Origin of the sequence: Roseovarius sp. M141 (genome assembly GCF_024355225.1) — a bacterium.
In the GTDB taxonomy this organism is placed as follows: Bacteria; Pseudomonadota; Alphaproteobacteria; order Rhodobacterales; family Rhodobacteraceae; genus Roseovarius.
In genome coordinates this window covers 3,165,989-3,191,104 of sequence record NZ_VCNH01000008.1, presented here as the reverse complement: position 1 = coordinate 3,191,104, position 25,116 = coordinate 3,165,989, and the positions used below count along the sequence as shown (strand labels likewise).

26 protein-coding genes are annotated in these 25,116 nt (G+C 62.0%); 9 read left to right on the top strand and 17 right to left on the bottom strand.

The window, feature by feature from the left end:
* Positions 1–160 precede the first annotated feature (160 nt).
* Together FGD77_RS19480 and FGD77_RS19475 are read right to left on the bottom strand one after the other, a co-directional pair.
* Positions 161–1,621 (bottom strand): D-alanyl-D-alanine carboxypeptidase family protein, encoded by a 1,461-nt coding sequence (locus FGD77_RS19480; RefSeq protein ID WP_255014343.1) that lies wholly within the window; start codon positions 1,619–1,621, stop codon positions 161–163.
* Positions 1,622–1,880: 259 nt separating this feature from the next.
* Positions 1,881–2,468, bottom strand: a complete 588-nt coding sequence (locus tag FGD77_RS19475) for a DNA-3-methyladenine glycosylase I (protein ID WP_255012898.1) — start codon at positions 2,466–2,468, stop codon at positions 1,881–1,883.
* An 89-nt stretch (positions 2,469–2,557) separates the two neighbouring features.
* Between FGD77_RS19475 and FGD77_RS19470 the strand changes: the two genes are divergently transcribed.
* From FGD77_RS19470 to phbB, 3 genes are all read left to right on the top strand, one after another.
* Positions 2,558–3,400, top strand: a complete 843-nt coding sequence (locus FGD77_RS19470; protein WP_255012896.1) for an EAL domain-containing protein — start codon at positions 2,558–2,560, stop codon at positions 3,398–3,400.
* A 144-nt stretch (positions 3,401–3,544) separates the two neighbouring features.
* Complete coding sequence (locus FGD77_RS19465; protein WP_255012893.1) at positions 3,545–4,720, top strand: acetyl-CoA C-acetyltransferase; 1,176 nt, start codon at positions 3,545–3,547, stop codon at positions 4,718–4,720.
* Positions 4,721–4,984: 264 nt separating this feature from the next.
* On the top strand, positions 4,985–5,707 hold the full coding sequence (gene phbB / locus FGD77_RS19460; RefSeq protein WP_255012891.1) for an acetoacetyl-CoA reductase: 723 nt from the start codon (positions 4,985–4,987) through the stop codon (positions 5,705–5,707).
* Between the two features lie 75 nt (positions 5,708–5,782).
* Here the strand turns inward: phbB and FGD77_RS19455 are convergent, their stop codons facing one another.
* The gene (locus tag FGD77_RS19455; protein ID WP_255012890.1) at positions 5,783–5,950 is read right to left on the bottom strand and encodes a YdcH family protein; all 168 of its coding nucleotides are present in this window, start codon (positions 5,948–5,950) and stop codon (positions 5,783–5,785) included.
* 333 nt (positions 5,951–6,283) lie between these two features.
* A complete protein-coding gene (locus FGD77_RS19450; protein ID WP_255012887.1) occupies positions 6,284–6,505 on the bottom strand; it encodes a DUF2007 domain-containing protein in 222 nt (73 codons plus the stop codon).
* Positions 6,506–6,562: 57 nt separating this feature from the next.
* Here FGD77_RS19450 and FGD77_RS19445 point away from each other — a divergent pair, with 57 nt between their 5' ends.
* Complete coding sequence (locus tag FGD77_RS19445; protein WP_255014341.1) at positions 6,563–7,564, top strand: polyprenyl synthetase family protein; 1,002 nt, start codon at positions 6,563–6,565, stop codon at positions 7,562–7,564.
* 63 nt (positions 7,565–7,627) lie between these two features.
* Here the strand turns inward: FGD77_RS19445 and FGD77_RS19440 are convergent, their stop codons facing one another.
* The 3 genes from FGD77_RS19440 to FGD77_RS19430 form a co-directional block, all read right to left on the bottom strand.
* Positions 7,628–8,461 carry a 4-(cytidine 5'-diphospho)-2-C-methyl-D-erythritol kinase gene (locus FGD77_RS19440; protein WP_255014340.1) on the bottom strand — a complete coding sequence of 278 codons (834 nt, stop codon included), beginning with the start codon at positions 8,459–8,461 and terminating at the stop codon, positions 7,628–7,630.
* 28 nt (positions 8,462–8,489) lie between these two features.
* Positions 8,490–10,205: a tetratricopeptide repeat protein gene (locus FGD77_RS19435; protein ID WP_255012885.1), complete on the bottom strand. Its 1,716-nt coding sequence runs from the start codon at positions 10,203–10,205 to the stop codon at positions 8,490–8,492.
* Between the two features lie 123 nt (positions 10,206–10,328).
* Entirely contained in the window at positions 10,329–11,978 is a 1,650-nt protein-coding gene (locus FGD77_RS19430; protein WP_255012883.1) for an electron transfer flavoprotein-ubiquinone oxidoreductase, read from the bottom strand.
* 278 nt (positions 11,979–12,256) lie between these two features.
* On the opposite strand from FGD77_RS19430, the gene greA reads away from it, so the two are divergent.
* On the top strand, positions 12,257–12,727 hold the full coding sequence (gene greA / locus FGD77_RS19425) for a transcription elongation factor GreA (RefSeq protein WP_255012881.1): 471 nt from the start codon (positions 12,257–12,259) through the stop codon (positions 12,725–12,727).
* Between the two features lie 41 nt (positions 12,728–12,768).
* Positions 12,769–13,791, top strand: coding sequence for a hypothetical protein (locus tag FGD77_RS19420; protein ID WP_255012877.1), 1,023 nt, complete (start codon positions 12,769–12,771; stop codon positions 13,789–13,791).
* Between the two features lie 134 nt (positions 13,792–13,925).
* Here the strand turns inward: FGD77_RS19420 and FGD77_RS19415 are convergent, their stop codons facing one another.
* The 8 genes from FGD77_RS19415 to FGD77_RS19380 all read right to left on the bottom strand — a co-directional run bounded on the left by FGD77_RS19415 (position 13,926) and on the right by FGD77_RS19380 (position 20,830).
* Positions 13,926–14,771 carry a metal ABC transporter permease gene (locus tag FGD77_RS19415; protein ID WP_255012875.1) on the bottom strand — a complete coding sequence of 282 codons (846 nt, stop codon included), beginning with the start codon at positions 14,769–14,771 and terminating at the stop codon, positions 13,926–13,928.
* Positions 14,768–15,673 (bottom strand): metal ABC transporter permease, encoded by a 906-nt coding sequence (locus tag FGD77_RS19410; protein ID WP_255012873.1) that lies wholly within the window; start codon positions 15,671–15,673, stop codon positions 14,768–14,770. The genes FGD77_RS19415 and FGD77_RS19410 overlap by 4 nt, the downstream gene beginning before the upstream one ends.
* Entirely contained in the window at positions 15,670–16,584 is a 915-nt protein-coding gene (locus FGD77_RS19405) for a manganese/iron ABC transporter ATP-binding protein (RefSeq protein WP_303626387.1), read from the bottom strand. The genes FGD77_RS19410 and FGD77_RS19405 overlap by 4 nt, the downstream gene beginning before the upstream one ends.
* A gap of 60 nt (positions 16,585–16,644) precedes the next feature.
* Positions 16,645–17,553 carry a metal ABC transporter substrate-binding protein gene (locus tag FGD77_RS19400; protein WP_303626386.1) on the bottom strand — a complete coding sequence of 303 codons (909 nt, stop codon included), beginning with the start codon at positions 17,551–17,553 and terminating at the stop codon, positions 16,645–16,647.
* Between the two features lie 144 nt (positions 17,554–17,697).
* Entirely contained in the window at positions 17,698–18,465 is a 768-nt protein-coding gene (locus FGD77_RS19395) for an ABC transporter permease (protein ID WP_255012871.1), read from the bottom strand.
* Positions 18,462–19,184 carry an ABC transporter permease gene (locus tag FGD77_RS19390; RefSeq protein ID WP_255012869.1) on the bottom strand — a complete coding sequence of 241 codons (723 nt, stop codon included), beginning with the start codon at positions 19,182–19,184 and terminating at the stop codon, positions 18,462–18,464. The genes FGD77_RS19395 and FGD77_RS19390 overlap by 4 nt, the downstream gene beginning before the upstream one ends.
* A gap of 9 nt (positions 19,185–19,193) precedes the next feature.
* Positions 19,194–19,970 carry a transporter substrate-binding domain-containing protein gene (locus FGD77_RS19385; protein ID WP_255012867.1) on the bottom strand — a complete coding sequence of 259 codons (777 nt, stop codon included), beginning with the start codon at positions 19,968–19,970 and terminating at the stop codon, positions 19,194–19,196.
* 59 nt (positions 19,971–20,029) lie between these two features.
* Positions 20,030–20,830 (bottom strand): ABC transporter ATP-binding protein, encoded by an 801-nt coding sequence (locus FGD77_RS19380; RefSeq protein ID WP_255012865.1) that lies wholly within the window; start codon positions 20,828–20,830, stop codon positions 20,030–20,032.
* 112 nt (positions 20,831–20,942) lie between these two features.
* Here FGD77_RS19380 and FGD77_RS19375 point away from each other — a divergent pair, with 112 nt between their 5' ends.
* From FGD77_RS19375 to FGD77_RS19365, 3 genes are read left to right on the top strand one after another with little or no spacing between them, the layout of a single operon-like run.
* Positions 20,943–21,596 (top strand): TetR/AcrR family transcriptional regulator, encoded by a 654-nt coding sequence (locus tag FGD77_RS19375; RefSeq protein ID WP_255012863.1) that lies wholly within the window; start codon positions 20,943–20,945, stop codon positions 21,594–21,596.
* Positions 21,593–22,807, top strand: a complete 1,215-nt coding sequence (locus tag FGD77_RS19370; RefSeq protein WP_255012861.1) for a pyridoxal phosphate-dependent aminotransferase — start codon at positions 21,593–21,595, stop codon at positions 22,805–22,807. Before FGD77_RS19375 ends, FGD77_RS19370 begins: the two co-directional genes overlap by 4 nt.
* Positions 22,804–23,592: a dimethylarginine dimethylaminohydrolase family protein gene (locus FGD77_RS19365; protein WP_255012858.1), complete on the top strand. Its 789-nt coding sequence runs from the start codon at positions 22,804–22,806 to the stop codon at positions 23,590–23,592. Before FGD77_RS19370 ends, FGD77_RS19365 begins: the two co-directional genes overlap by 4 nt.
* Before the next feature lie 49 nt (positions 23,593–23,641).
* On the opposite strand, the gene FGD77_RS19360 is transcribed toward FGD77_RS19365, so the two are convergent.
* Positions 23,642–23,926, bottom strand: a complete 285-nt coding sequence (locus tag FGD77_RS19360) for a cupin domain-containing protein (protein ID WP_255012856.1) — start codon at positions 23,924–23,926, stop codon at positions 23,642–23,644.
* A 90-nt stretch (positions 23,927–24,016) separates the two neighbouring features.
* The gene (locus FGD77_RS19355; RefSeq protein WP_255012854.1) at positions 24,017–24,787 is read right to left on the bottom strand and encodes a class II aldolase and adducin N-terminal domain-containing protein; all 771 of its coding nucleotides are present in this window, start codon (positions 24,785–24,787) and stop codon (positions 24,017–24,019) included.
* Positions 24,788–25,116: the final 329 nt, after the last annotated feature.

The following is a 25,116-nucleotide window of genomic DNA, read 5'->3' as shown; positions in this document are numbered from 1 at the left end:
GGATTGATGGTGTGTTCCATTCTCGGGAATGAAACGAAGCACTATGGGGCAGATGCGCCATGGGAGTCGCGCAAAAATTTCTGTGCAATCAGCCAAAATGCGAAACGGGCGCGAGGTGTCCCTCGCGCCCGTGCCTGTCAAGTGTGAGCAGTGCCGTGTTTCAGCCCGGCTCGATCATGAAGCAGGTCACCTTGCGCGACTGAAGCCTGCGGCAGGCCAGATCGGCGGTTTCACGGGTGAGTCCCATGAAATTGGCGTCATACCCATTCGACCGGGTGACGATCTTGCGCAGCGATCCGTCCAGCGTGCTCATCTCGCTGAGGGCGGTTTTCACCAGGATCTTTTGCGCCTTGTACTCGCTGGAGTAGCGCCCGACGTTGATGCCCCAGTTCCGTCCGCCCGATGTGGATATGCGCGTGACGATCTCTTGCACCGGATCCTCGGCTTCTACCTGAAGGCTGGCGAGCGTCAGATTGCTGGGGCGCGGTACCGGTTTGATCACAGCGGCGGCGGCAGGGGCGGCGGCTGCAACTTGGACGATGGTTTCTTCAACTGCCGCAGGTTGTACCGTGCTGGGCTGCGGGGCGAGCGGTGCAACGTCGGCGACGTCGACCGCTTGTGCAGCCATCAGAGCCTTTTGGATATCGTCCTGCGAGGCGACGAGCATTGGCATTTGGGGCACGTCGGGTGCAGGCCGGGATCTGGGGCGCAGGCTGGACGTGACTGCTGCAGCGGCGGCCAGGCGTATGGTCTTGCCCGCGACGCCTTGTTCTTCGCTATCGCCGGCCGTGCGGATCACTTGCGTGTTGCCCGAGCCCATATAGCGCGGCTTGGACGGGCGATTCACGGCGACGCGTGTTGGTGCCTTTTTGAACCCCAGATCCAACAGTTTGGCCACCTGTGCGTTGCGAGTCGCGGTCGAGCGGCCGCCGAACACCGTGGCGATGACCCGCTCGCTGCCCCGCTCGGCGCTGGCGACGAGGTTGAAGCCGGCAGCGCGGGTATAGCCGGTCTTGATTCCGTCCGCACCCCTGTAGGCGCGCAGCAGTTTGCGGTTGGTGTGGTAGACCTTGCGCACGCCCGCGTCAGCGGAGATGCGCGAGAAAAGATTGTAGTATTCGGGATAGTCGTAAAACAGATGCCGCCCCATGACCGTCATGTCGCGGGCGGTGGACAGGTGGCCCTCTTCGGTCAGGCCATGCGCGTTCTTGAAGGTGGTTCGCGACATTCCCAGCGCTTGCGCGGTGCGGTTCATCCGGCGGGCAAAGGCCGCTTCGGATCCTGCGATGGCCACGCCGATTGCGGTAGCCGCGTCGTTCGCCGATTTTACGGCAGCGCCGCGAATCAAGTAACGCAACTTGATCCGCTGGCCCGGTTTCAGGCCCAGCTTGCTGGGGGGTTCGTTCGCGGCGTGGCGGGTGATGACGACATCGTCGTCAAGCCCGATCTCGCCATGCTCGATCGCTTCGAACGCGATATATAGCGTCATCATCTTGGTCAGGGAGGCCGGATGCAGCCGCGCATTGGCGTTCTCGGAATGAAGCACCTTGCCTGATCTGGCATCGATGACATAGGCCGCATATGGCGCTGCCGCCGCACTGAGCGGGACGATTACGAACATCCAAACTGTGGCGAACACCCACAGACTCAGCCGGATAGACTGCCTGTCCCGATTTGTCATGGAACCACTCTTTTTTACTGCCTCGCGCCGCCGGATTTTTCCGACTGACTTTTATTGTTAGGGCGAAGGTATCACATGATGAGTGTCGAATAAAGTATTCAATTGGATAGAGTTTATCTAGTTTGACGTGCTCTCGATCCCATATATTGGGGGGTGCATGGCGCTCCCCACTAGACCGGCTAATGTGGACTAAATGTGTTCATGCGGGCGGGGGCCGCTGCGCCATCGCGGCCACGTCGGCATGGCGGGGGCAACAGGTGAGATGGTCATTGACCAGCCCGCAGGCTTCCATGAACGCATAGACGATAGTGGGACCGCAGAACTTGAAGCCGCGCTTCTTCAGATCCTTCGACATCCGGGCCGACAGCGGGGTGTGGGCGGGAACCTGGGATTGGCTGGTCCAGGTGTTTTGCAATGGGACGCCGTCGACATATCCCCACAGATAGGTGTCAAATCCGCCTTCTGCCTCAATCTTTTGCCATGCTCGGGCGTTGGTGATTGTCGCTTCGATCTTGCCGCGATGGCGGATGATTCCGGGATCGTCCAGCAGGCGGTTTACCTCGGCCTCTCCCCAGTTGGCGATGACGTTAGGGTCCAAATCCGCAAACGCCGTGCGAAAATTATGCCGTTTCTTCAGAATGGTAATCCAGCTCAGCCCAGCCTGAAAACCGTCGAGAACCAGCTTTTCCCACAATGCGCGGCTGTCCCATTCCGGAACGCCCCATTCGGTGTCGTGATAGGCAATATAGATTTCTTCGGGCCCGGCCCAGTCGCATCGCCTGCACATTTAGCGCGCTCCATTGTTTCAAATTGTCACATTAAGCCTTTCTTAGCGCAGTGCGCGCACATTGGGCGACAGTCAAATCGGAGCGACGCATGACAGACCATCGCAAGGCGAAATGGGCGGATGTGCCAGCGGGCCATCAGGACCCATTATCATACGCCATATCCTCTCGGGATCAGTCCACCATTGGCATGGTCGAAGATGCCGTGCGGCATAAGCAGGTGATGCTGGCCTTTCAGCCTGCCGTCGCGGCGGGACAGGTCGGACAGGTCGCCTTTTACGAAGGTTTGATACGTGTGCTGGACAGCACCGGGCGAATCATCCCGGCCAGGGAATTCATTGGCGCTATCGAAACCACCGAGACAGGACGCATCATTGATTGCCTCGCGCTGGAAAAGGGGCTGAAGACTCTATCGATGCATGCGTCGCTGCGGCTTGCGATCAACATGTCGGCGCGCTCCATCGGATATGGCCGCTGGATGCGTACGCTTAGGCGCGGGTTGGACGCGGATCCGACGGTGGCTGAAAGGCTGATTCTGGAAATCACCGAAGGTTCCGCCATGCTGGTGCCAGAGTTGGTGACCGGTTTCATGTCCGAGATGTCACAACGTGGCGTCAGCTTTGCGCTGGATGATTTTGGTGCCGGGTTCACTTCGTTTCGATACCTCAAGGAGTTTTACTTCGACATTCTCAAGATCGACGGCCAGTTCATCCGCGGTATTGCCCAGAATGCAGATAATCAGGTCCTGACGACGGCGCTCGCCACCATCGCGCGCCAGTTCGACATGTTTACCGTCGCCGAAAGCGTCGAATCTGCGGAAGATGCTACGTATTTGACCTCAATCGGTATTGATTGCCTTCAGGGGTATTTCTACGGCGCACCCTCCGTCAAACCGGTCTGGCTGACGCCCGAGTCGCGCCGCGCCACTGCATGAGCGGGCAAATAATGATGCGGGCCACCGTCCCGGTTGCCGCAATGCAGTGCATGGGATATGCAAAAGGGGAATGGGCAAAGGATGGCATCGGCCGCTAGGTCGACGTGCTCCGGCGCCTGGCAACACCCTGTCGGAGGATTTCCCATGACCAATGTCGTTATCGCATCAGCCGCGCGCACTGCCGTCGGCTCGTTTGGGGGGGCGTTTGCAAACACCCCTGCCCATGATCTGGGCGCTGCCGTGCTGGAGGCAGTCGTCGCCCGTGCGGGCATAGACAAGGCCGAAGTGTCGGAGACGATCCTTGGTCAGGTCCTTACGGCTGCCCAAGGGCAGAACCCTGCCCGCCAGGCGCATATCAACGCCGGCCTGCCGCAGGAAAGCGCGGCGTGGAGCCTGAACCAGGTTTGCGGATCGGGCCTGCGTGCGGTCGCATTGGGCGCACAGCATATTCAACTGGGCGATGCTGCGATCATCTGCGCTGGCGGTCAGGAGAACATGACACTCAGCCCGCACGCGGCGCATTTGCGGGCCGGGCAGAAGATGGGCGACCTGGCGATGGTCGACACGATGATTCGCGATGGCCTGTGGGATGCCTTCAACGGATATCACATGGGTCAAACGGCCGAAAATGTCGCCGAAAAGTGGCAGATCAGCCGCGAGATGCAGGATGAATTCGCGCTGGCCAGCCAGAACAAGGCCGAAGAGGCTCAGAATGCCGGGCGTTTCGACGATGAAATCGTTCCCTTTGCCGTCAAGTCGCGCAAGGGCGAGGCGATCATCGACAAGGATGAGTATATCCGCCACGGCGCCGTGATCGAGGCGATGCAAAAAATGCGCCCTGCCTTCGCCAAAGACGGAAGTGTTACGGCGGCCAACGCCAGCGGCATCAATGATGGCGCCGCAGCGACCCTGCTGATGAGTGCTGACGACGCCGAGAAGCGCGGAATCGAGCCGCTGGCGCGTATCGCCAGCTACGCCACGGCAGGACTGGACCCCGCCATCATGGGCGTCGGTCCGATCCATGCCAGCCGCAAGGCGCTGGAGAAAGCTGGCTGGAAGGTCGGCGATCTGGATCTGATTGAGGCAAACGAGGCGTTCGCGGCTCAGGCCTGCGCCGTGAACAAGGAGATGGGCTGGGATCCGGCCATCGTGAACGTGAACGGCGGCGCCATCGCCATTGGCCACCCCATCGGGGCCTCGGGCTGCCGCGTTCTGAATACGCTGCTGTTCGAAATGAAACGCCGCGGCGCCAAGCGAGGACTTGCCACGCTGTGCATCGGCGGTGGAATGGGCGTTGCCCTGTGCGTCGAGCGTGCCTGACGGCGCTTTTGCCTCAGCCGACATGCGGTCCGATCACAATGGGCGCCCTTCGGGGCGCCTTTTTTGCGGCCTATAGCTACGGTATGGTGGATCTTGGGCGCCGCAATTTGCCGTTACATGATACGATCGTCTACAATGGTGGTGCGGCACCGTCATGCGTCAATGATAAACTGAACACGTAATATTATTGCGCGTTGACACTTCCCGAGGTAACAGACTTACTGGCTCTAAGGCTGAAAATCGAAAGACAGAGGGATATCAACCATGGCTAGAACGGCACTTGTCACAGGCGGATCACGCGGCATCGGCGCCGCTATCGCGAAACAACTCAAGGCGGATGGCTGCAACGTCGCCGCGACCTATGCGGGGAATGATGAGGCCGCGAAGGCCTTTACCGAAGAGACCGGGATCAAGACCTACAAATGGAATGTCGCCGACTACGATGAAAGCGCCGCAGGTATCGCCCGCGTAGAAGCGGATCTGGGACCGATCGACATCGTCGTGGCCAATGCCGGAATCACTCGCGATGCGCCCTTTCACAAGATGACGCCCGAACAGTGGCACCAAGTGATCGACACCAACCTCACTGGTGTATTCAACACAGTCCACCCGGTCTGGTCCGGCATGCGCGAGCGCAAGTTCGGGCGCGTGATCGTCATCAGTTCGATCAATGGACAGAAAGGCCAGTTTGCGCAGGTCAACTACGCCGCTACAAAGGCTGGTGATCTGGGTATCGTCAAGAGCCTTGCACAGGAAGGTGCGCGTGCGGGTATCACCGCGAATGCGGTTTGCCCGGGATACATCGCGACCGAGATGGTGATGGCCGTACCCGAGAAGGTGCGCGAGTCGATCATCGGCCAGATTCCGACAGGCCGTCTGGGCGAACCCGAAGAAATCGCGCGCTGCGTGTCATTTCTGGCGGCTGACGGTTCGGGCTTTATCAACGGGTCGACGATTTCGGCCAACGGTGGTCAGTTTTTCGTATAACACCCCGCGCTGCGAACGAAAGAGGCCGACGCAGATTGCGTCGGCCTTGTGCGTTTTTCGCAAGACAGTTTTCCGTCAACTTTCTGAAAGGCGCTCAATTTCCTCTTTCAGCCGCAATTTCTGTTTTTTCATTTCCGCCACGTCAAGGGTGCTGACACCCGGCGCCCGTTGCGCCTGATCCACCTTGGTAGAAAGGTCGTGATGCTTTTTCTTCAGTTCCTCAATGTGCGAAGCCAGACTCATGAAAGCACTCCTCTTTTTCTATGTGCGAAATGTAACATGATGAGTGCACCACATTATTGTCAGTCTGTCACGCCGCAGGCGCAGCATGACGGCGGAATAATGTGAAGAACTCTAGTCACCATTCAGCGCGGCAAGTGTCCCAATTAAAGGTGGCGCCCCGCCGGGTCGAGCGGAAGGTGTTGCTTATGCACAGTTTTCGGAATCGGCGTATTCCGTGGCATCTGCCCGCATGATTTATGCATGGTGCAGGCAAAATTCAGCTCGCCGACCTTTGCGCGATCGACAGATCCGGCGCGTTGCAACGGGCATATCCGCCCGACAGCAAGGGGCAGACTAGGGGCCGTCATGCACCTCTATCCCGTTGTCGCGCAGGGCGCGGGCGGCATCGGCGAAATCATTGGGGTGCACCATCAGGCGGCGGGGGAAAATGCCAATACCACCTTCCAGAACGCTCATATTTACGTCCATTTCAAAGCAGTCTATACCCTCGCCCTGAAGCAGGGCCTGGGCGAAAGCGATGGTTGCCATATCGGTGGTACGCAGTAACTGTTTCATGTTGATTGATTTAAGCGCGCGCGCTGGCGTTGTCGAGGCGTGGCAGATGTGGACGGGGTGGATGTGGATCAGATGCTGAGCAAACCGCACGACAGGCTGGCCGCCCGTTTCGAGGCCAAGATGGCGTCGGTCGACGGGCTGATCCGGGCGCGCATGGCATCGCGTCACGCACCGCGTATCCCCGAGGTGACAGCACATTTGGTCGGGGCAGGGGGCAAGCGCCTGCGCCCCATGCTGACACTGGCCGCGGCCGAGATTTGCGGCTACTCGGGCGATAATGATGAGAAACTGGCGGCAACGGTCGAGTTCATTCACACCGCTACATTGCTGCATGACGACGTGGTCGATGAAAGCAGCCAGCGGCGTGGTCGGGCGACGGCCAATCTTCTGTGGGACAACAAATCCAGCATCCTCGTGGGGGATTACCTGTTCGCGCGATCGTTTCAGTTGATGGTCGAAACGGGCAGTTTGCGGGTGCTGGATATTCTGGCAGATGCGTCCGCAACAATCGCCGAGGGCGAGGTTCTACAGCTGACAGCCGCCCGCGATCTGGCCACGACCGAAGAGATTTACCTGCAGGTGGTAAGGGGCAAGACAGCCGCGCTGTTCTCGGCTGCGACCGAGGTGGGGGGCGTGATCTCGGATGCGCCCGAAGCGCAATGCCGCGCGCTGCGCGCCTACGGTGACGGTTTGGGAATCGCCTTTCAAATTGCCGATGATTTGCTTGATTTTCAGGGTGATAGCGCCGCGACCGGGAAAAATATCGGTGATGATTTTCGCGAACGCAAGCTGACGCTGCCGGTCATCAAGGCCGTCGCGCAGGCAGACGCGGGCGAGCGTGATTTCTGGCGCCGCACCATTGAAAAAGGTGACCAGCGTGACGGCGATCTGGAGTGCGCCATTGCGTTGATGCGGGGGCATGGCGCGCTTGAGGCCGCCCGCGCCGACGCGCTCAACTGGGCCGCCAAGGCCAATGACAACCTGAACCAGCTGCCTGAACACCCCACACGTGATCTGCTGGGCGATCTGGCCGATTATGTGGTGTCGCGTATCACATAGTCCCCGACGCGCGTGGCGGTAAAGTCGCGCGCGACAGGTTGACCTGCAAAGTGAACTGCCCGATCAAGCCGCGTTCAAACGGGTGACGGCAACCCACCAACCCGGGTGACTTTCCTTTAACCGGCCAGCCGCGCTGGCTGCGGTTTCGGCGTCTGCATAGAGGCCAAAGCACGTGCCGCCTGATCCTGACATGCGCGTCAGCATGCAGCCCGGCGTAACTTCGAGTGTTGAGAAGACCTGCTCGATCACCGGCTCGCACGCGATCGCGGCCTCTTGCAGATCGTTACGCTGCTGTTTCAGCCATTCGATAAAGGGACCCGCCTCAATGCCGGTCGGGATCGGGTCGGGCATGGGGGCATTGTCGCGATTGGACAGGCGGCGAAACACTTCGGTTGTCATCACGGGAATGTTCGGGTTGACCAGCACCGCATGCAGTTCGGGCAGGTCCGGTATGGGCGTGACGATTTCACCCACGCCGCTCATCCGGGCGGCACCGACAGGGGCGGCGCAGCAGACCGGCGCATCGGCGCCAAGCGCCAGAACATCATCGGGAATCTGCTTGCCCGTCAGATCGGACAAGGCCCGCAGCGTCGCCGCCGCATCGCTGGAGCCACCGCCGATACCTGCGGCGACGGGCAGGGTTTTTTCCAACGTGATCTGCGCGCAAGCGTCCATAATGCGCGCGGCGCGCAGCACGAGGTTGTCATCGCCTTTCGGGGTGCTCTCGGCCATTGGGCCGGTCAACACCAGCGAGGATACATCCGCGCGGCGCACCATGACACGATCACCGATGTCGGCGAACATCACCAGCGAATCCAGGATGTGATAGCCATCGTCGCGTCTGCCGGTGACATGCAGGGTCATGTTTATCTTGGCCGGGGCGAAAACTTCGGCGATGTCGCTGTCATTTCCTTCGGCCATGTATTCATCCTTCATCATTTCTCACTTTCAGGGGCTCGGCGCCCTCTTCTTCAAGAACCTTGTCCAGTCCGATCTCCAGCTTTCTGCGGACACGGTCCGGGTCAACATCGGGTGTCGGCTTGTCCTTGTTCACCAGCGACAGCGCCCGCCGCCATTGAAAACGTGCCTCTGTATGTCGGCCGACGGCCCACATCGCGTCACCCAGGTGGTCGTTCACAACCGGATCGACGGCATAGAGCTCGGCGGCCCGCTCCAGATTGACGACCGCCTCGTCATAGCGGCCAAGGCGGAACTGCGCCCAGCCCAGGCTGTCAACGATGGCGCCGCTGTTCGGCTCGGCCTGAACGGCCCGCTCGATCATGTCCAGCGCCTCGTCCAGCTTCATGCGCTGCTCGACCAGAGAATAGCCCAGGTAATTCAGCACCATCGGCTCGCCGGGATTCAATTCCAGCGCGCGGCGGAAATCGGTCTCGGCTTCGGGCCACTTGCCTAGGCGTTCATAGCTGATGGCGCGGGAATAGACAACGAACCAAGGCTCGTCGCCTCGCGCCTTGAAGAGCTTGATCGCGGCATCATAGGCCTCGACCGCCTTGTCGAACTGTTCGCTCTGACGGTAGAGATCGCCTGCCGAGGCCTGTACCAACGCGACCGCCGGATGGCTTTTGCGCAGGCTGGCGACCACGTCTATGGCACCTTGTAGATCGCCGGAGCTACGCAGCGTTTCGGCGCGGCTCAGTTCGGCGGTGTAGTAGGAGGGCGACGATGCGGGCACGCGTTGAAACGCCTGCGTTGCCAGCTCATAGCGGCCCAGTTGCGCCAGCAATTCGCCCGTCATGATCATCGCATCGACATCGTCGGGGTCCAGATATTCGGCCAGCCGCGTGTAAAGCAGCACGTAATCGGGGCTGGTATCCTGCAACAGCGCCATACCGAGCGACAGGAACACCTCGCTAATACCCTGACGCGGCGTTTCGATGCGGCCAAGGTTCAGCCGCTCGCCTGCGGCAAGGCGTGCGCGTAAATCGGCCACTTGCGGATCAGAATCGGTGCCGAACGTGTCGTCAAGAATCTTGATCGCATCCTTGTTCCGCTCAAGTTGGCTGAGAACTTCGGCCCACGCGATCACGCTGCGGCGGGTGGTCTGCATCGGGCCATCGACGTCGCCGGAATAAATCTTGTCCGCGCTTTCGAAATCCCCGACCGAAGCCAGCGCCAGCGCCTTGTGATAGACGGCGAGGCTGCGCAGACCTGGCTCGGCGGCGATGGCGTCGAATTTTTCCAGCGCGGTGCCCATGTCGCCGGTGCCCAGAGTCGCCCACGCCCCGATCAGGCCATCGGCCAGCGGTCCGACAGCCTCTTTGGCATCGATCATCTTGAGAACAGTGGCAAAATCGCCTGTTACGACCGCATCGCCCAGCAGCACCATCTGCGCCACCTGGCTGCGCATGTCCTCTGCGGCCATGCGCTTGGCGATCGGCAATGCCTTTTCGACCTTGCCGGTGGCCAGCAGTGAACCGATGGCGCTGTCCAGCAGCACCAGATTGTCCGGATCGGATTTCAGTGCCCTCAGCGCATATGTCGCGGCGGAAGCGTAATCGCTGTCAAACCGTGCGGCGCGGGTGGCGAGGTAAGGCCCGGCGGTATCGTTCGCGCTGGCGGCAACAGGTGCGGCCAGTGTCGGGGCCACGAGTGCCAGAATGGTCAGGAATCGGAGTGTCACGCGCGCTGCCCCTGCTTTTGCATGCATATGTCGGCGCAACGTAATGCGCGGCAGGGCCGAGGGCAATGACGCCCGGCGTATCGCCGCCGGACGCCTGGTGAATTTAGCGTGTGGAGGTCCCGCCTACATGTTGGGATAGTTTGGCCCGTCCCCGCCTTGCGGCGTGGTCCAGGTGATGTTCTGGGCCGGATCCTTGATATCGCAGGTCTTGCAATGCACGCAGTTCTGAAAGTTGATCTGGAACCGCGGCGGTTTGCCGTCTTCCTCGATGAACTCGTAGACGCCAGCGGGACAATACCGCGCCGAGGGGCCAGCATACCTGGCCAGGTTGAAATCCACCGGGATGTCCGGGTTTGTCAATTTCAGGTGCGCAGGTTGGCTTTCCTCGTGGTTTGTCATCGAGAAGCTGACATTGGTCAGCCGGTCAAAACTCAGTTTGCCATCGGGTTTGGGATAGTTGATCGGCTTGTGCTTCTCGGCCAGTTCGGTCGCTTCGGCGTCGTTCTTGCCGTGCTTGAGCGTACCAAGAAGCGAAAAGCCAAAGCTGTTGGTCCACATGTCCATGCCGCCCACCATCAGCGATGTGGTAAGCCCGTATTTGGACCAGAGCGGCTTGACGTTGCGGACCTTTTTCAGATCCTTTCCGATATCACCGCTGCGCACCTCGGCCTCATAATCCGACAGTTCGTCGGCCCGGCGGCCCGCCGTAATCGCCGCATGCGCGGCCTCGGCGGCGGCCATACCGGACAGCATTGCGTTATGGTTGCCCTTGATGCGCGGCACGTTGACCATGCCGACCGAGCAACCCAGCAGCGCAACGCCCGGTGCAACCATTTTCGGCATCGACTGATAGCCACCTTCGCTGATCGCGCGCGCGCCATACGCCACGCGCTTGCCGCCCTTCAGCAGCTCGGCCACCATCGGGTGATGCTTGAACCGCTGGAATTCCATGTAGGGGTAAATGTAGGGGTTCTTGTAGTTCAGGTGGACGACGAAGCCGACATAGACCTGATTGTTCTCAAGATGATAGATGAATGACCCACCGCCCGCATTCTTGCCCAGCGGCCAGCCCATCGTGTGGGTGACGCTGCCTTGGCGGTGCTTGCTTGGGTCAATCTCCCAGATTTCCTTCATGCCGAGGCCGAATTTCTGCGGCTCGTGGCCTGCGGACAGATCGAATTTTTGCATCACCTGCTTGGCCAGCGATCCGCGCACGCCCTCGCCGAGGAAGACGTATTTGCCGTGAAGCTCCATCCCCGGCTCGTAATTCGGACCTTCTGTGCCATCGGGATTGCGGCCGAATTCGCCCGCGACGACGCCTTTGATCGAGCCGTTTTCGCCGTAGACGAGTTCCGAGCAGGCCATGCCGGGGAACACCTCGACACCCAAGCCCTCGGCTTGTTCGGCCATCCAGCGGCAGACATTGCCCATGCTGACGATGTAATTGCCATGATTGCTCATCAGGCCCGGCATGGGGAAGTTGGGTACGCGGACCTTCCCGCCTTCGCCCAGCAGGTAAAAACTGTCATCCTTGACCGGCACGTTCAATGGCGCGCCCTTTTCCTTCCAGTCCGGCATCAGGCGGTTCAGGCCGACCGGGTCCAGAACGGCGCCCGACAGGATATGCGCGCCCACCTCGCTGCCTTTTTCCAGCACGACGACGTCCATATCGGGGTCCAGCTGTTTCAGGCGGATCGCGGCGCTCAGCCCTGCCGGGCCGGCGCCCACAATCACCACATCATATTCCATCGTCTCGCGCGTCGTCTGGGACATCGGATCATCCTTTCAAGGGCCCGTGGCAGGGCTGGCAATATAGCTGCGAACGTCCCTAGCGCGTGGTGGCGTCTGACGTCAATTCAAACACGACCTAAAGGAATACGCAAAACGGCAATTTATCACCTGTCCGGGCCGGTCGGTCGGCGGGTGCGATTGCGTGTGTTCGGGCGATGCTCTATTGCAAAGCCGCACGCACTGGGGGCATCCTTGGGCGGGTTGAAATCAATGAGACGGCAGGTGTGGCAGTGGCCGACGCCGCGGACTGGGGTACTGACATGGAAAAGTTTCCGATGACACGCGCAGGCAACGACGCGCTGGGCGCCGAGCTGAAGCAGCTGAAATCGGTCGAACGCCCGGCAATCATCCGCGCCATCGCCGAGGCGCGCGAGCATGGCGACCTGTCCGAGAATGCCGAATATCATTCCGCCCGCGAAAAGCAGAGCTTTATCGAAGGTCGCATCAAGGAGCTGGAGGGCGCGTTGGGCCTGGCCGAAGTGATCGACCCGAAAAAGCTGTCCGGCGCCATCAAGTTCGGCGCGACAGTCACGCTGATCGACGAAGATACCGAAGAGGAAAAGACCTGGCAGATCGTCGGCGAACATGAGGCGAGTATCGAAAAGGGCCTGCTGAACATTAAATCGCCCATCGCGCGCGCCCTGATCGGCAAGGAAGAGGGCGACAGTGTCGAAGTGCACACACCGGGCGGCGACCGCGCCTATGAAGTGCTGAAGATCGCGTATGTCTGACGGGTCCGGTTCTATTGCGGACGCATGAGATGGCGCCCAGGATGACTGGCTATAAAACCAGTAATGCGACTACGCAGATTTCCGGCGCGGCGCGTGACGTCTATCGCTTAGCGCGCGTCGAGATGGCGGCGCTGATCCTGTCGGCGGTCTGGCTGTTGGCGGCAACGCTGTTCTTTGTGGTGTTTGGGGCGGGCCTGCGCGAGGGTGCATTGGGCGTCGTACTGACGACGCTGGCCATCTTGCTTCCGGTGGCGATGATCTGGGTCGCGGCCATTGCCGCGCGCACAGCGCGCATCATGCGCGAAGAAAGCGCGCGTCTGCATGCCGCGATCGACGGTATCCGCCAATCCTATATCACCCAGTCAAAAATGCAGAATCCGCAGAGCAGCGCAGACACTTCCGTTGCGCGCAAACTGGACGAAGTCGCAGCAGCGCAGCGCAAGACTGAAACGGCGCTTGCGACGTTCACATCGATGCGTCCCCTGGTGCCTGCGGCATTGCCGCCCGCCCGCGTCGCTGCGGCCCGCCGTGCGCCGGGCGATGAAAGTCAGGTGGCGCTGCCGCTGGGCACCCCTATCGAGGACACGCTGCCGCCGCTGGAGCGTAGCGACTTCATCCGCGCCCTGAACTTTCCGGAAACCGCCGAGGACAAGGCAGGGTTTGCATCGCTGCGCCGCGCACTCAAGGACCGCCCGGCCGCGCAACTGATACAGGCTGCACAGGATGTGCTGACCCTGCTCAGCCAGGACGGCATCTATATGGACGATCTGCGCCCGGACATGGCCCGCCCGGAAATCTGGCGCAATTTTGCCGGTGGCACCCGCGGCCGCGCCATCGCTGCGCTGGGCGGCATACGTGACCGCTCGTCGCTGGCGCTGGCGGCGGCGCGAATGAAGAACGATCCGATTTTCCGCGATGCCGCGCATCATTTCCTGCGCCGCTTCGATCAGATGTTCAGCAGTTTCGCCGAATCGGCGGATGATCACGACATCTCGGATTTGTCGAACACACGCACGGCGCGCGCGTTCATGTTGCTGGGGCGGGTTGCGGGAACGTTTGACTGAGCGTGCCGCTGCCCCGGCGCAAGGTTGCCTGCGCCGGATTTGAGTATTTGTAGAACGATGAAAGAGCGAGACAGCGCTTTTTCTTGGTCAAAATACCCAAATCCAAGGCTGCCCATGGGCGATGCGCACCGATGTCAGGGTGCCTCGGCTGCCATCCGCGATGCGCGCCGTGTGACCGCCAGGCGCCGGAGGAACGCGAGGATGAAGATTGCCGTGAGGATCAGCACGATGGTCGCTGCGGGGGCGGAATCGAGGTAGAAGCTGGCATAGGTGCCCAACAGCATCGAAACGGTGCAGACCAGAAACGACATCCAGAGCATTGCGCCAAAGTTGCGCACCGTCAGGAACGCAATCGCCCCCGGCGTAACCAGCAGGGCAACCGCCAGGATCAGCCCGACCGAGCTGAGGGTGGCCACGATGGTCAGCGACAAGGCGGCCAGCAGGCCGTAGTGCAGAACGCTTGTGCGCAGCCCCGAGGCTTGGGCCTGTGCCGGATCGAACGCGTGCAGCAGCAGATCTTTCCATTTGATGATCAGCAGACCCGACACGACCAGCGCGATCAGGCCCGACGCCCACAGATCCTGCGGGCCGACGCCCAGCATGTTGCCAAACAGGATATGATCGAGATGTTCGTTCGTGTGGATCGAGGTGTACATGATGATGCCAACCCCGAACATGCCGGAGAAGACGACACCCATCACCGTGTCCTGCTTGACCCGGCTGTTCTGTGACAGATAGCCCGTGAGCAGCGCGCAGCCCATACCGGCAGCGAATGCACCGACAATCAGCGGTAGGCCCAGGATCCAGGCCAGCACGATGCCCGGCAGTGTCGCATGGCTGACCGCATCGCCCATCAGCGCCCAGCCCTTGAGCACCAGAAAGCACGACAGCAGCGCCGTCGGCGGTGCCACCAGAAGCGCAATCCAGAAGGCATTTTGCATGAACGGGAACTGGAAGGGCAGCAGCAGCGTGTCGATCATGGCTGGATCTCCTTGGGGGTGGCCGCTGGCTCGGCATTGTGGCCGGGGCTGCGGTCCAGCGCCTTGCGCGCTTTGCGGCGGACCGCCAGCGTGCCGTGTTTTGGCGCAAAGACGAACGCGGCGAGGAAGACCAGCGTTTGCAGCGTCACGATAACCCCGCCTGTTGCCCCGTCGAGGAAATAGCTGGCATAGGCCCCCACAAAGCTGGTGAGCGTCCCGATCAGCACCGACACGACGATCAGCCGGGGAAAGCGGTCGCACAGCAGGTAGGCCGTCGCGCCCGGTGTGACCACCAGCGCGATCACGAGAAACGCACCGACGGTGATCATGGCGGCCACAATGGCCGCTGACAGCAACGCAAAGAAGACGAGCTTGAGCAATTCAGGCCGCAGGCCGATGCTGCGCGCGTGGCTTTCGTCAAAGAAGACGACCATCAGATCCTTCCACTTGGCCAGCAGGACGGCCAGCGATACGAAGCCGATGAGTGCCAGTTGCAACGTATCCTCGGGGGTAATGGCCAGGATGTTGCCCATGATGATGGTCTGGATGCTGACCGACATCGGCGACAGCGACACCATGAAAAGGCCCAAGCCAAAGAACGAGGTAAAGATAATGCCGATGATCACGTCGATCTTCAGCCCCGAACGCCCGGACAGGAACAGCATGGCCCCGGCGGCCAGCCCGCCGGCGATGAACGCCCCCAACGCGAAGGGCAGGCCGAGGATATAGGCCCCCGCCACGCCCGGCACGACCGAGTGCGACAGCGCGTCGCCGATCAGCGACCAGCCCTTGAGCATCAGATAGCATGACAGGAATGCACAGACGCCGCCGGTCAGGGCCGACACCCACATCGCATTGAACATGTAATTGTAGGAAAAAGGTTCGATCAACGTCTCGATCATGTGTCACCGCCCTTGTCCGGCGCGGGCTTTTTGCGCGGCTTGCGGCGTTCGCCGTAGTGGACGAAGGGCCGTTCGTCATCGGTGATGATGCGCAGCTCGCGCGGGTCGTCGTCGTCGTGCAACTCATCCCCGCCGAGGGTGAAGTGGCGCAGCACGCCGCCAAAGGCCGATTCGAGGTTTTCGCGGGTAAAGACCGTGTCGGTCAGCCCGTAGGCCAGCACGGTGCCCTTGACCAGTACTGTGCGGTCGCAAAATTCGGGAACCGAGCCGAGGTTGTGGGTGGAGACCAGCATCACGCGGCCCTCATCGCGCAGCTCGCGCAGGAGGGTGATGATCTGTTCTTCGGTCTTGACGTCGACGCCGGTGAACGGTTCGTCCAGCAAGATGACCTGACCGTCCTGAGCGAGCGAGCGGGCAAGGAAGACACGCTTGCGCTGGCCGCCTGACAGCTCGCCGATCTGGCGCTTGCGAAAATCGTTCATCCCGACGCGGGCGAGGGCCTGTTCGACCGCCGCGTGATCGGTGGCGCGGGGGCGGCGCAGAAACCCCATATGGCCGTAGCGGCCCATCATCACGACATCTTCGACCAACACGGGAAAAGTCCAGTCGACCTCTTCGGATTGGGGAACGTAGGCGACGAGGTTGTCGCGCAGTGCCTCTTTGACCGATTTGCCGAGCAGGCGAATTTCACCGCGTGCGGCAGGCACGAAGCCCATGATCGCCTTGAACAGGGTGGATTTACCGGCGCCGTTGACACCGACCAGCGCAGTGATGGTGCCGCGCGGGATTTCGAACGTGGCATCATGCAGGGCGGTGTGGCCGTTGCGGTAGGTGACGGTCACGTCGCGCGCCATGATTCCGCTTGCCGGATCGGCGGTGGTTTCCGCATCGGTCGATACCTGGTCGCGCATAAGGGTGTCCTTGTTATTAAAAACGGGGCGCCGGGGCGCGGCGCCCCTCAGTAGCTGACGTCAGTCGATATGCGGCGCCAGCGCATCCGTGATGGTTTGTGCATCGACGCGCAGCAGGTCCAGATATGTGGGCACCGGACCGTCGGGCTTGCTCAGGCTGTCGACATACAACTCGCCGCCATAGGTGGCGCCGGTTTCGCGGGCGACCTGCCTTGCCGGGTCGGTGTTCACGGTGCTTTCGCAGAATACGACGGGGATCTCATGTTCGCGCACGCCGTCGATAACACCGCGCACCTGCTGCGGTGTACCGACCTGATCGGCGTTTACCGGCCATAGATACAGCTCTTTCAGGTCGAAATCGCGGGCAAGATAGCTGAACGCGCCCTCGCATGTCACCAGCCAGCGGTTGTCCTCATTGATGCTGGCAATGCGGTCTCGCAGGGGTTTCACTGTTTCTGTGATCCGCTGTTTGTAGGCGTCGGCATTGGCCCGGTAGTGTTCGGCATTGCCCGGGTCGTGCTCGGAGAAGGCGCTGACGATATTGTCGATATAGATCAGCGCGTTGCCCAGACCCATCCACGCGTGGGGGTTCGCCATGCCCTCGTATGAGCCGGACGAGATCGAGATGGGATCGATCCCATTGGTCAGCGTGGCCGAGGGGATGTCGCCCAGATTGGCGAGGAATTGTTCGAACCACAGTTCGAGGTTCAGCCCGTTGTAGAGGATCAGATCGGCATCCGACGCGCGTACGATGTCCTGCGGGGTCGGATCGTATCCATGGATCTCGGCGCCGGGCTTGGTGATTGATACGACCTCGGCATGATCGCCCGCGACGTTCTGCGCCATGTCTTGCAAGATAGTGAACGTCGTGACGACCTTCATCCGGGTGCCGTCCTTGGCCGCGGCGCCGGTCGCGGTGAGGGCGGCGGCGATGGCAGTGGCCATGGCGTATCTCATGGGGGTCTTCATCTGAAGGCTCCTGCTTCGGTTGTAATGGGTTTAATGAAAATGCGAAGCAGTCGCAAGTGTCAAGGGGTGTATCCCCTCTGCATACGCTATTGCGCGATTCTGGCGCAGGAGTCGTGGCGCGGGTAGGGTGGCGGGTCTGGCGTTCTACATCCTTGGCCCGCGCCGTTCGATCCAGCGAAATCCCATCGTGATGAGTCCGGCAATCAGCAGATACCCCAGCGCCAGCAGCAAAAGCGGTTCGTAGATGATGAACGTGTCCTGGCGGACGCGGGAGGCGACGGCGTAAAGTTCGACTATGGTGATGGTTGCGACCAGCGGCGTCGCCTTGAGTTGCAGGATCGTCTCGCCGCCCAGCGTCGGCAGGGCCTGGCGGATCGCTTGGGGCAGCCAGATGCGGCGGAACATCGTGAATTTGGGCATGCCAAAGGCGCGTGCGGCCTCGATCTGGCCCTTCTGGACAGACGCGAAAGCGCCGCGCATGACCTCGCCCTCGTAGCCGGCATAGGACAGCGTCAGCGACAGGATCGCATAGGGCCATGCCTGCCTGAGATAGGGCCAAAGCTCGGATTCGCGGATCCATGGGAACTGCGGGAAGAGCGAGCCGAGGCCGAAATAGAGCAGCCAGATTTGCAGCAGCAGCGGCGTGCCCCGGATCACGGTGCAGAACGCCCGCGCTGGCGCCGCCAGATACCAGGGGCCGATCGCTTGGGCGAGGCCCAGGGGTACGGCCAGCGCAAACCCCAGCACGAGCGATACCACCAGCAGCCAGATCGTGACCCATAGCCCGCTGAGGGCGAGCGGGGCGTAGGCGGGGATCCAGCTCCAGTCGAGGGTGACGGCGCACCAGATCACGAACGCCGCAAAAAGGCCCAGCATGATGAGGCGGCGGGGGATCAGCATCGCGCGGATCATGATGAACTCCGATGCGATGGTTGCCCGCGCCGCGCCCATTTCTCGATCCGGGCAAACACGACGCCGGAGAGGAGCGTGACCATCAGGTACAGGAACCCGGCAGCGAGGAAGAAGGTGAAATAGGCCCGCGTTGTCTGCGCCGCCTGCCGGGTTTCCAGCGTCAGCTCGGAAAATCCGACGACAGCCAGCAGGGCGGTATCCTTGGTTGCGATCAGCCACAGGTTGGCAAGGCCGGGGATGGCAAAGGCCGTCATCGCCGGGATCGTCACGCGCCGCGCCAGCAGGCCGCGCGGCATGCCAAAGGCGCGCGCCGCCTCGATCTGGCCGGGGGGGACGGCCTTGATCGCGCCGCGCAGGATTTCGGTGGAGTAGGCGCCCTGCACCACGCCCAGCACCCAGATACCGGCGGCGATGCCACTGATTTCGACGGGGCCGCGCCCCATGGCGGCGGCGATATTGTTGATGATGTCGGTGCCGACGTAATAGAGGATCAGGATCAGCACCAGTTCGGGCACGGCGCGCACGACGGTGGTGTAGACCTCCAGCAGGTCGCGCACCCACGGGCTACCGTAGAGTTTGCCCATCGCGCCGAAGAACCCGATGATCAGGCCAAAGCCGAAGGCCCCCAACGCGATCTGGATCGACGCGGCCAATCCGCGCAGCAGGTTCGCCCCCCAGCCGGGGGGCGAGAGCGACAAGAGTTCCAGCGCTTGCTCCAAGGGGTGCGCTTACTTGCTGTAGATCGTGGTGGTGAAATACTTGTCCGTGATCTCGTCATAGGTGCCGTTTTCAAGGATCGCGGCGATGCCTGCATTCAATTGCTCGCGCAGCGCATCGTCGCCCTTGCGCACGCCGGCGCCTACGCCCTTGCCCAGGATCGCCTCGTCATCCGCGACGGCGCCGACGATCTCGCAGCAGGCGCCGATGTCGCTGTTGACGAAATCGGCCATGGCGATGCTGTCGGCCTGAACCGCATCGACGCGGCCTGAATAGAGATCCTGATTGGCCTCGTCCTGCGTCTGGTAGACGCGGATTTCTGCGGCGCTATCGCTGAAATGCTTCTGCACATAGGCCTGATGTGTGGTCGATGCCTGAACGCCCAGGATCTTGCCGTCCAGCCCGGCACCGTCCGGGGTGATCCCGGACCCCTTGGCGGTCACGACGACGGCCGGCGTTTTGTAATAATGATCGGTGAAGTCGATTTTCTTCGCGCGCTCTTCGGTGATCGACATGGACGCCATGATGACGTCGATCTGCTCGCCCAGAAGCGACGGGATGATGCCGTCCCAGCCGGTCGGGGTAATCTCGCAGGTCATCTCCTGCACCGCGCAGATGGCGTTCGCGATCTCGACCTCCCAGCCGGACCAGTTGCCGGCGCTGTCGGGCGCGGCGAAGGGCGGATAGGGTTCGGAGGCGATGCCGATCTTGACGGTTTCTGCGGTGGCGGCGCCTGCGGTCAGCAGGGCGGCAGCGGTGGCCGTGGCCAGCATTGTCCTGAGGTTCATTCGTATTTCTCCCTGTTTTGCGTTTTTTGCTTTTCGGTTTTTCGCTAGGGTCGCTCCGGTTACGAGACGGTCCTAAGAAATTGTTTCAGCCGCTCGGACTGCGGATTTCCAAACACCTCTTCGGGCGGGCCTTCTTCTTCGATAAGGCCTTCGGACAGGTAGATGACGTGGGTGGCTACTTCGCGCGCGAATTTCATCTCATGCGTGACCAGGATCATGGTGCGCCCTTCGGCGGCCAGATCGCTGATGACGGTCAGCACCTCGCCCACCAGTTCGGGGTCCAGCGCGCTGGTCGGTTCGTCAAATAGCATCACGGCGGGGTCCACGGCCAGTGCGCGGGCGATGGCGGCGCGCTGCTGCTGGCCGCCGGACAGAAACGCGGGATAGCTATCCGCCTTGGCGGCAAGGCCGACACGTTCCAGCAGCTCCATCGCGCGGGCGGTCGCCTCGCGCTTGGGGATGCCCAGCACGTGCACCGGCACTTCGATGACGTTTTCCAGCAGGGTGCGGTGCGTCCACAGGTTGAACGACTGAAACACCATGCCCAGCTTGGTGCGGATCCGCTCGATCTGCTTGGGCTTGGCGGGGGTGCCGTCGGGCTTCATCGCGATCTGCTCACCACCGACGATGATACGGCCGGAACTGGGTGTCTCGAGGAAGTTGATGCAGCGCAGCATGGTGGATTTGCCCGAGCCGGACCCCCCGATGATCGCCACCACGTCGCCGCGCGCGGCGGTCAGGGACACGCCCTTGAGAACCTCCAGATTGCCAAAGGATTTGTGCAGATCCTCGACCCTGATGGCCTCTTGCGGTGCGGTGTCGGTGACGTCCGCCTGGGCGGCGGTTTGTGCCGAACTCATGCATGTCTCCCCATTCTTGGCTTGTAGTAATTCCGATTCTGTCTAATTGTGCAACTGTATAATAACGATTCATCCCGAACCCTTGCTCTCAACTTCACCCAGCAGGCCCGCCATGTCGCCCGAACGCAAGCCATTCCGCCGGATCGGCCCCGATCAGCGCCGCGATGCGATGATCGCAGCGATGCTGGCCGTGATCGCCGAAGAGGGGATCGCCGCCGCCACCACGCGCGCCGTCGCCGCGCGGGCCGAGGTGACGCCGGGCCTGATCCGGCATTATTTCGACAGCAAGGATGCGCTGCTGAGCGCGGCGTATGAGCGCCACATGACGGCCCTCACGCGGGCCACATGCGGCCCCGATACGGGCGGCAGCGCCGCTGCGCGGCTGGCACGGTTTATCGTGGCGGGCCTGCGCGCGCCTGTGGTCAGCGCCGAGGCGGTATCGCTCTGGGCGGGGTTCCTGACGCATGTGCAGCAGGGCGGGCGCATGCAGGACACGCACGCGGCGACCTATGCGGAGTTTCGCGACCACTTGCAGGGCCTCATCGTTGCCGCGCTGGGCGAGGCCGGGCGCATGGCGCCACCGGCAACACTGCGCCGCCACGCAATCGCCTGCAATGCGGTGATTGACGGTCTGTGGTTAGAGGGCGGCATGCTGCCGGACGCCTTTGACGCGGACGAACTGGCACAGATCGGGCTGGCTTCGGTGGGCGCGATGCTGGACTTGCCGCTAACGGCGGAGATGATCGAAGAAGGGAAATTGACATGAAATTTGCAAGCATTACCGAGCGGCTTTCACATCTTGGCGGTGCCAAATGGGCCGTGCATTCGCGTGCGCGCGCCCTCAAGGCGGCCGGACATGACATCGTCGAACTGACCATCGGCGAGCCTGACGTGCCGCCCCGCGATTCGCTGGTGGAGGATGCCGCCGCCGCCATGCGCGCCGGACGGATGGGCTATTCCAACGGCATGGGCGAGCCGGGTCTGCGCGCGGCGCTGGCGCAGCGGTACACGGGCTCGACCGGGCGCGCGATCACGCCCGATCAGGTGATGTGCCTGCCCGGCACGCAGACGTCGCTGTTCACCACCCTGATGGGATTGGTCGAGGCGGGCGACGAGGTGCTGGTGGGCGATCCGATGTATGCAACATATGAGGGCTGCATTCGCGCCAGCGGCGCTGCGATGGTGCCGGTGCCGCTGGACCCCGAGAATGGGTTTCGCATCCGGGCCGCTGATATCGCCGCGCGCATCACTCCGCGCAGCCGTGCGATTTTACTGAATACGCCGCACAACCCCACCGGCGCGGTCCTGACGCAGCAGGATATTCGCGAGATTGGCGCGCTGGCGCGCGAGCATGATCTGTGGATCATCTCTGACGAGGTGTACGAAGAGCTGATCTTTGACGGCGTCCCTTTCGCGTCGCCGCTGGCCGAGCCGGATCTGGCGGATCGCACGGTGGTGGTATCGTCCATTTCCAAAAGCCACGCAGCGCCGGGGTTTCGCAGCGGCTGGGCGATCGGCAGCACCGAATTCACGTCAAACCTGCTGTCGCTGTCCGAAACGATGCTGTTCGGCAGCCAGCCCTTTCTGGCAGACGCGACCGCCGCCGCCGTGTCGGCGCCGTCTCTGGTGGCGCCGGGGATGCGCCAGCGCTTTGCCGCCCGGGCGGCCTATCTGGCGGGACGTTTGGAGCAGGAAAGCGCGCTGCGCGTCAGCCGCCCGCAGGCAGGCATGTTCGCGCTGATCGACATTTCCTCGACCGGAATGGACGCCGAAAGCTACGCGTTCGATCTGCTGGAGAATGCAGGCGTCGCGGTGATGCCCGGCACATCCTTCGGCGCGACGCTGAACACATGGGTGCGCGTTGCGCTGACCGCTTCTGATGCGGCACTTGAGACGGCGTGCGGGCGTATCATCCCCCATGCCGCCGGGTGCCCGGGTGATGCACAGGAAACCAATTCCCTGGGAGCATTTACATGACCAATCCTGCCACGCATTTTACCCACGCCATAAGCCGCCGACCCGGCGCCAGCGTCACGCACGGCCTGCGCGCCGAAGATCGCGGTGCGCCCGATCTGGCGCGCCTGCGGGCCGCCCATGACGCCTATGTTGCGACGCTGCGCAGCACTGGCGCCAAGGTCACCGTGCTGGACGCGCTGGAAGAGTATCCCGACGCGCTGTTCGTCGAGGACACCGCGCTGTGCCTGCCCGAAGGTGCGGTGATGATGCGCCCCGGCGCTGCTAGCCGCATGGGCGAGGTGGCGCAGATGCGGCCCGCCTTGGCCGCGCTGTTCGAGGATCTGCGTGATATTCACGGCCCCGGACATATTGAAGGGGGCGATATCCTGTTCACCGGGCGCGAGGTGTTGGTGGGCCGCTCGGCCCGCACCGATGCCACCGGCGTGGCCGAGCTGCGCGCGGTGACGGATGAGTGGGGCCACAGTTTGCGCGAAGTGCAGACGCCGCCCGGCGTTCTGCATTTCAAGACCGACTGTTCGCTGCTCGACCCTGAAACGATCCTGTCGACCAAGCTGTTGGATGCCAGCGGCTGCTTTGAAGGCTACCGCGTGCTGCACCTGCCCGACGGCGAGGAGGCGGCGGCCAACGCCATCCGTTTTAACGACGCGGTGTTGATGCCTGCGGGTTTCCCGAAAGCGGCCGAAATGCTGTCAGACGAGGGGTATGACGTGCGCCTTATCGATAACCGCGATTGTGCGCTGCTGGATGGCGGCATGTCATGCCTGTCATTGCGCCTGAACGTCTGAGGCAGGGGGGCCGGGCGGGTGCCCGGCCTTTGCTGCGGTGCTGGCGGTCTTACTTCAGCTCGACCTCGACGAATGACATGGGCATGTCGCCTTCGTTGATAACGTTATGCTCGGTTCCCTCGACGCGCTTGTAGACGCTGCCGGCGGGGACATGGTTTTTCTTGATTTCGCCACTCGGCAGTTCCAGACGCATTTTGCAGTCAGTGAGCGTCGTGATGACGTAATCCATCCCGTGCGTGTGCCAGCCCGTCTGCTGGCCCGGTTCGAAATCAAAGCGGGTCACGCGGGTGCGGGCGTCGTCGATAAGCTGTGTCGCGGTGCATGTCATTGTCATGGTCGGGGCCTCCGGCGGGAGTATTTCGGGAACGATGAAAGCCTATCCCGCCACATTCCAGGAGACGTGTCTAGGGCGCGCGCTGGACGGTCAGGTCGCGTAGGTCGCCCCCTCGTCGTCGAGAATCGCCATCAGCTCTGCCAGGTGGCGGTCGCTTTGGCCGGGATAGCCATCCAGTTCCCGCGCGGTTTTCTCCGCAATCTCGTCAGAAAGAACCCGCAGCGGCTGGCCGGTTTGCAGCGCGCGGATATAGGTTTCGGCGGCGCGTTCGAAGTAATACATGCGGTTGAACGTGTCGGCGACACTGTCGCCCAGAACCAGCACGCCGTGGTTGCCCATGATCATCACCTTCTTTTGCGGATCACTCAGCTGCGCGGCGCAGCGTTCGCCCTCGCCCTCGAACGCCAGGCCGCCATACCCGTCGTCGATGATATACCGGTTGAAGAAGGTCGCGCAGTTCTGGTCGATGGGTGGCAGGCGGCTGTCTGCCAGGCTGGCCAAAACAGTCGCGTGGATGGAGTGCACATGCATCACGCAGCGCGCATGCGCACAGTGCCGGTGCACGGCGCCGTGCAGGCCCCAAGCGGTAGGGTCGGGCGCGCCGGGGCGGTTGAGGGTGTCGGGATCGCCCGCATCCAGCAAAAGCAGTTCGGACGCGCGGATACGCGAGAAATGCGCCTGATCGGGGTTCATCAGGAATTGCGTGCCATCCTCGTTCACGGCCAGGCTGAAATGATTGGCCACTGCCTCGTGCAGATTCAGCCGGGCGGTCCAACGTAACGCGGCGGCAAGCTCGGTGCGCTGGGTCCAGTGGTCCATGTTGGGGACCTGTGTTTCGGGCTGGCGTTCGGGCGTTTGCATGGCGCGCTCCTTTGGGCTGCGAAGATATAGCGATGAAACCGGGTCAGGGCCGGGGCACTCTGCGCACTGTGATCATCCTATGCAAACAGACTGCGCGATTCGCGGGGGAAATCCAAACGCGTAGGGCGCGCAACCGTGGAATCGATCCGGGTTTCCAATTGCCGTCCATCGCATTCCCGTGGGTGGCGCGGGGCAATGTGCGGGCGCACCGGCCATTGTGATACTGCGACCGTGACGACACCGGTGCCAACCATCGTGAATGTGCCTCGATCTGCCAAAACCATTGAAATAAGTGGAAATGTCGGAATTCCGGCCAGATCGCGGTGGGC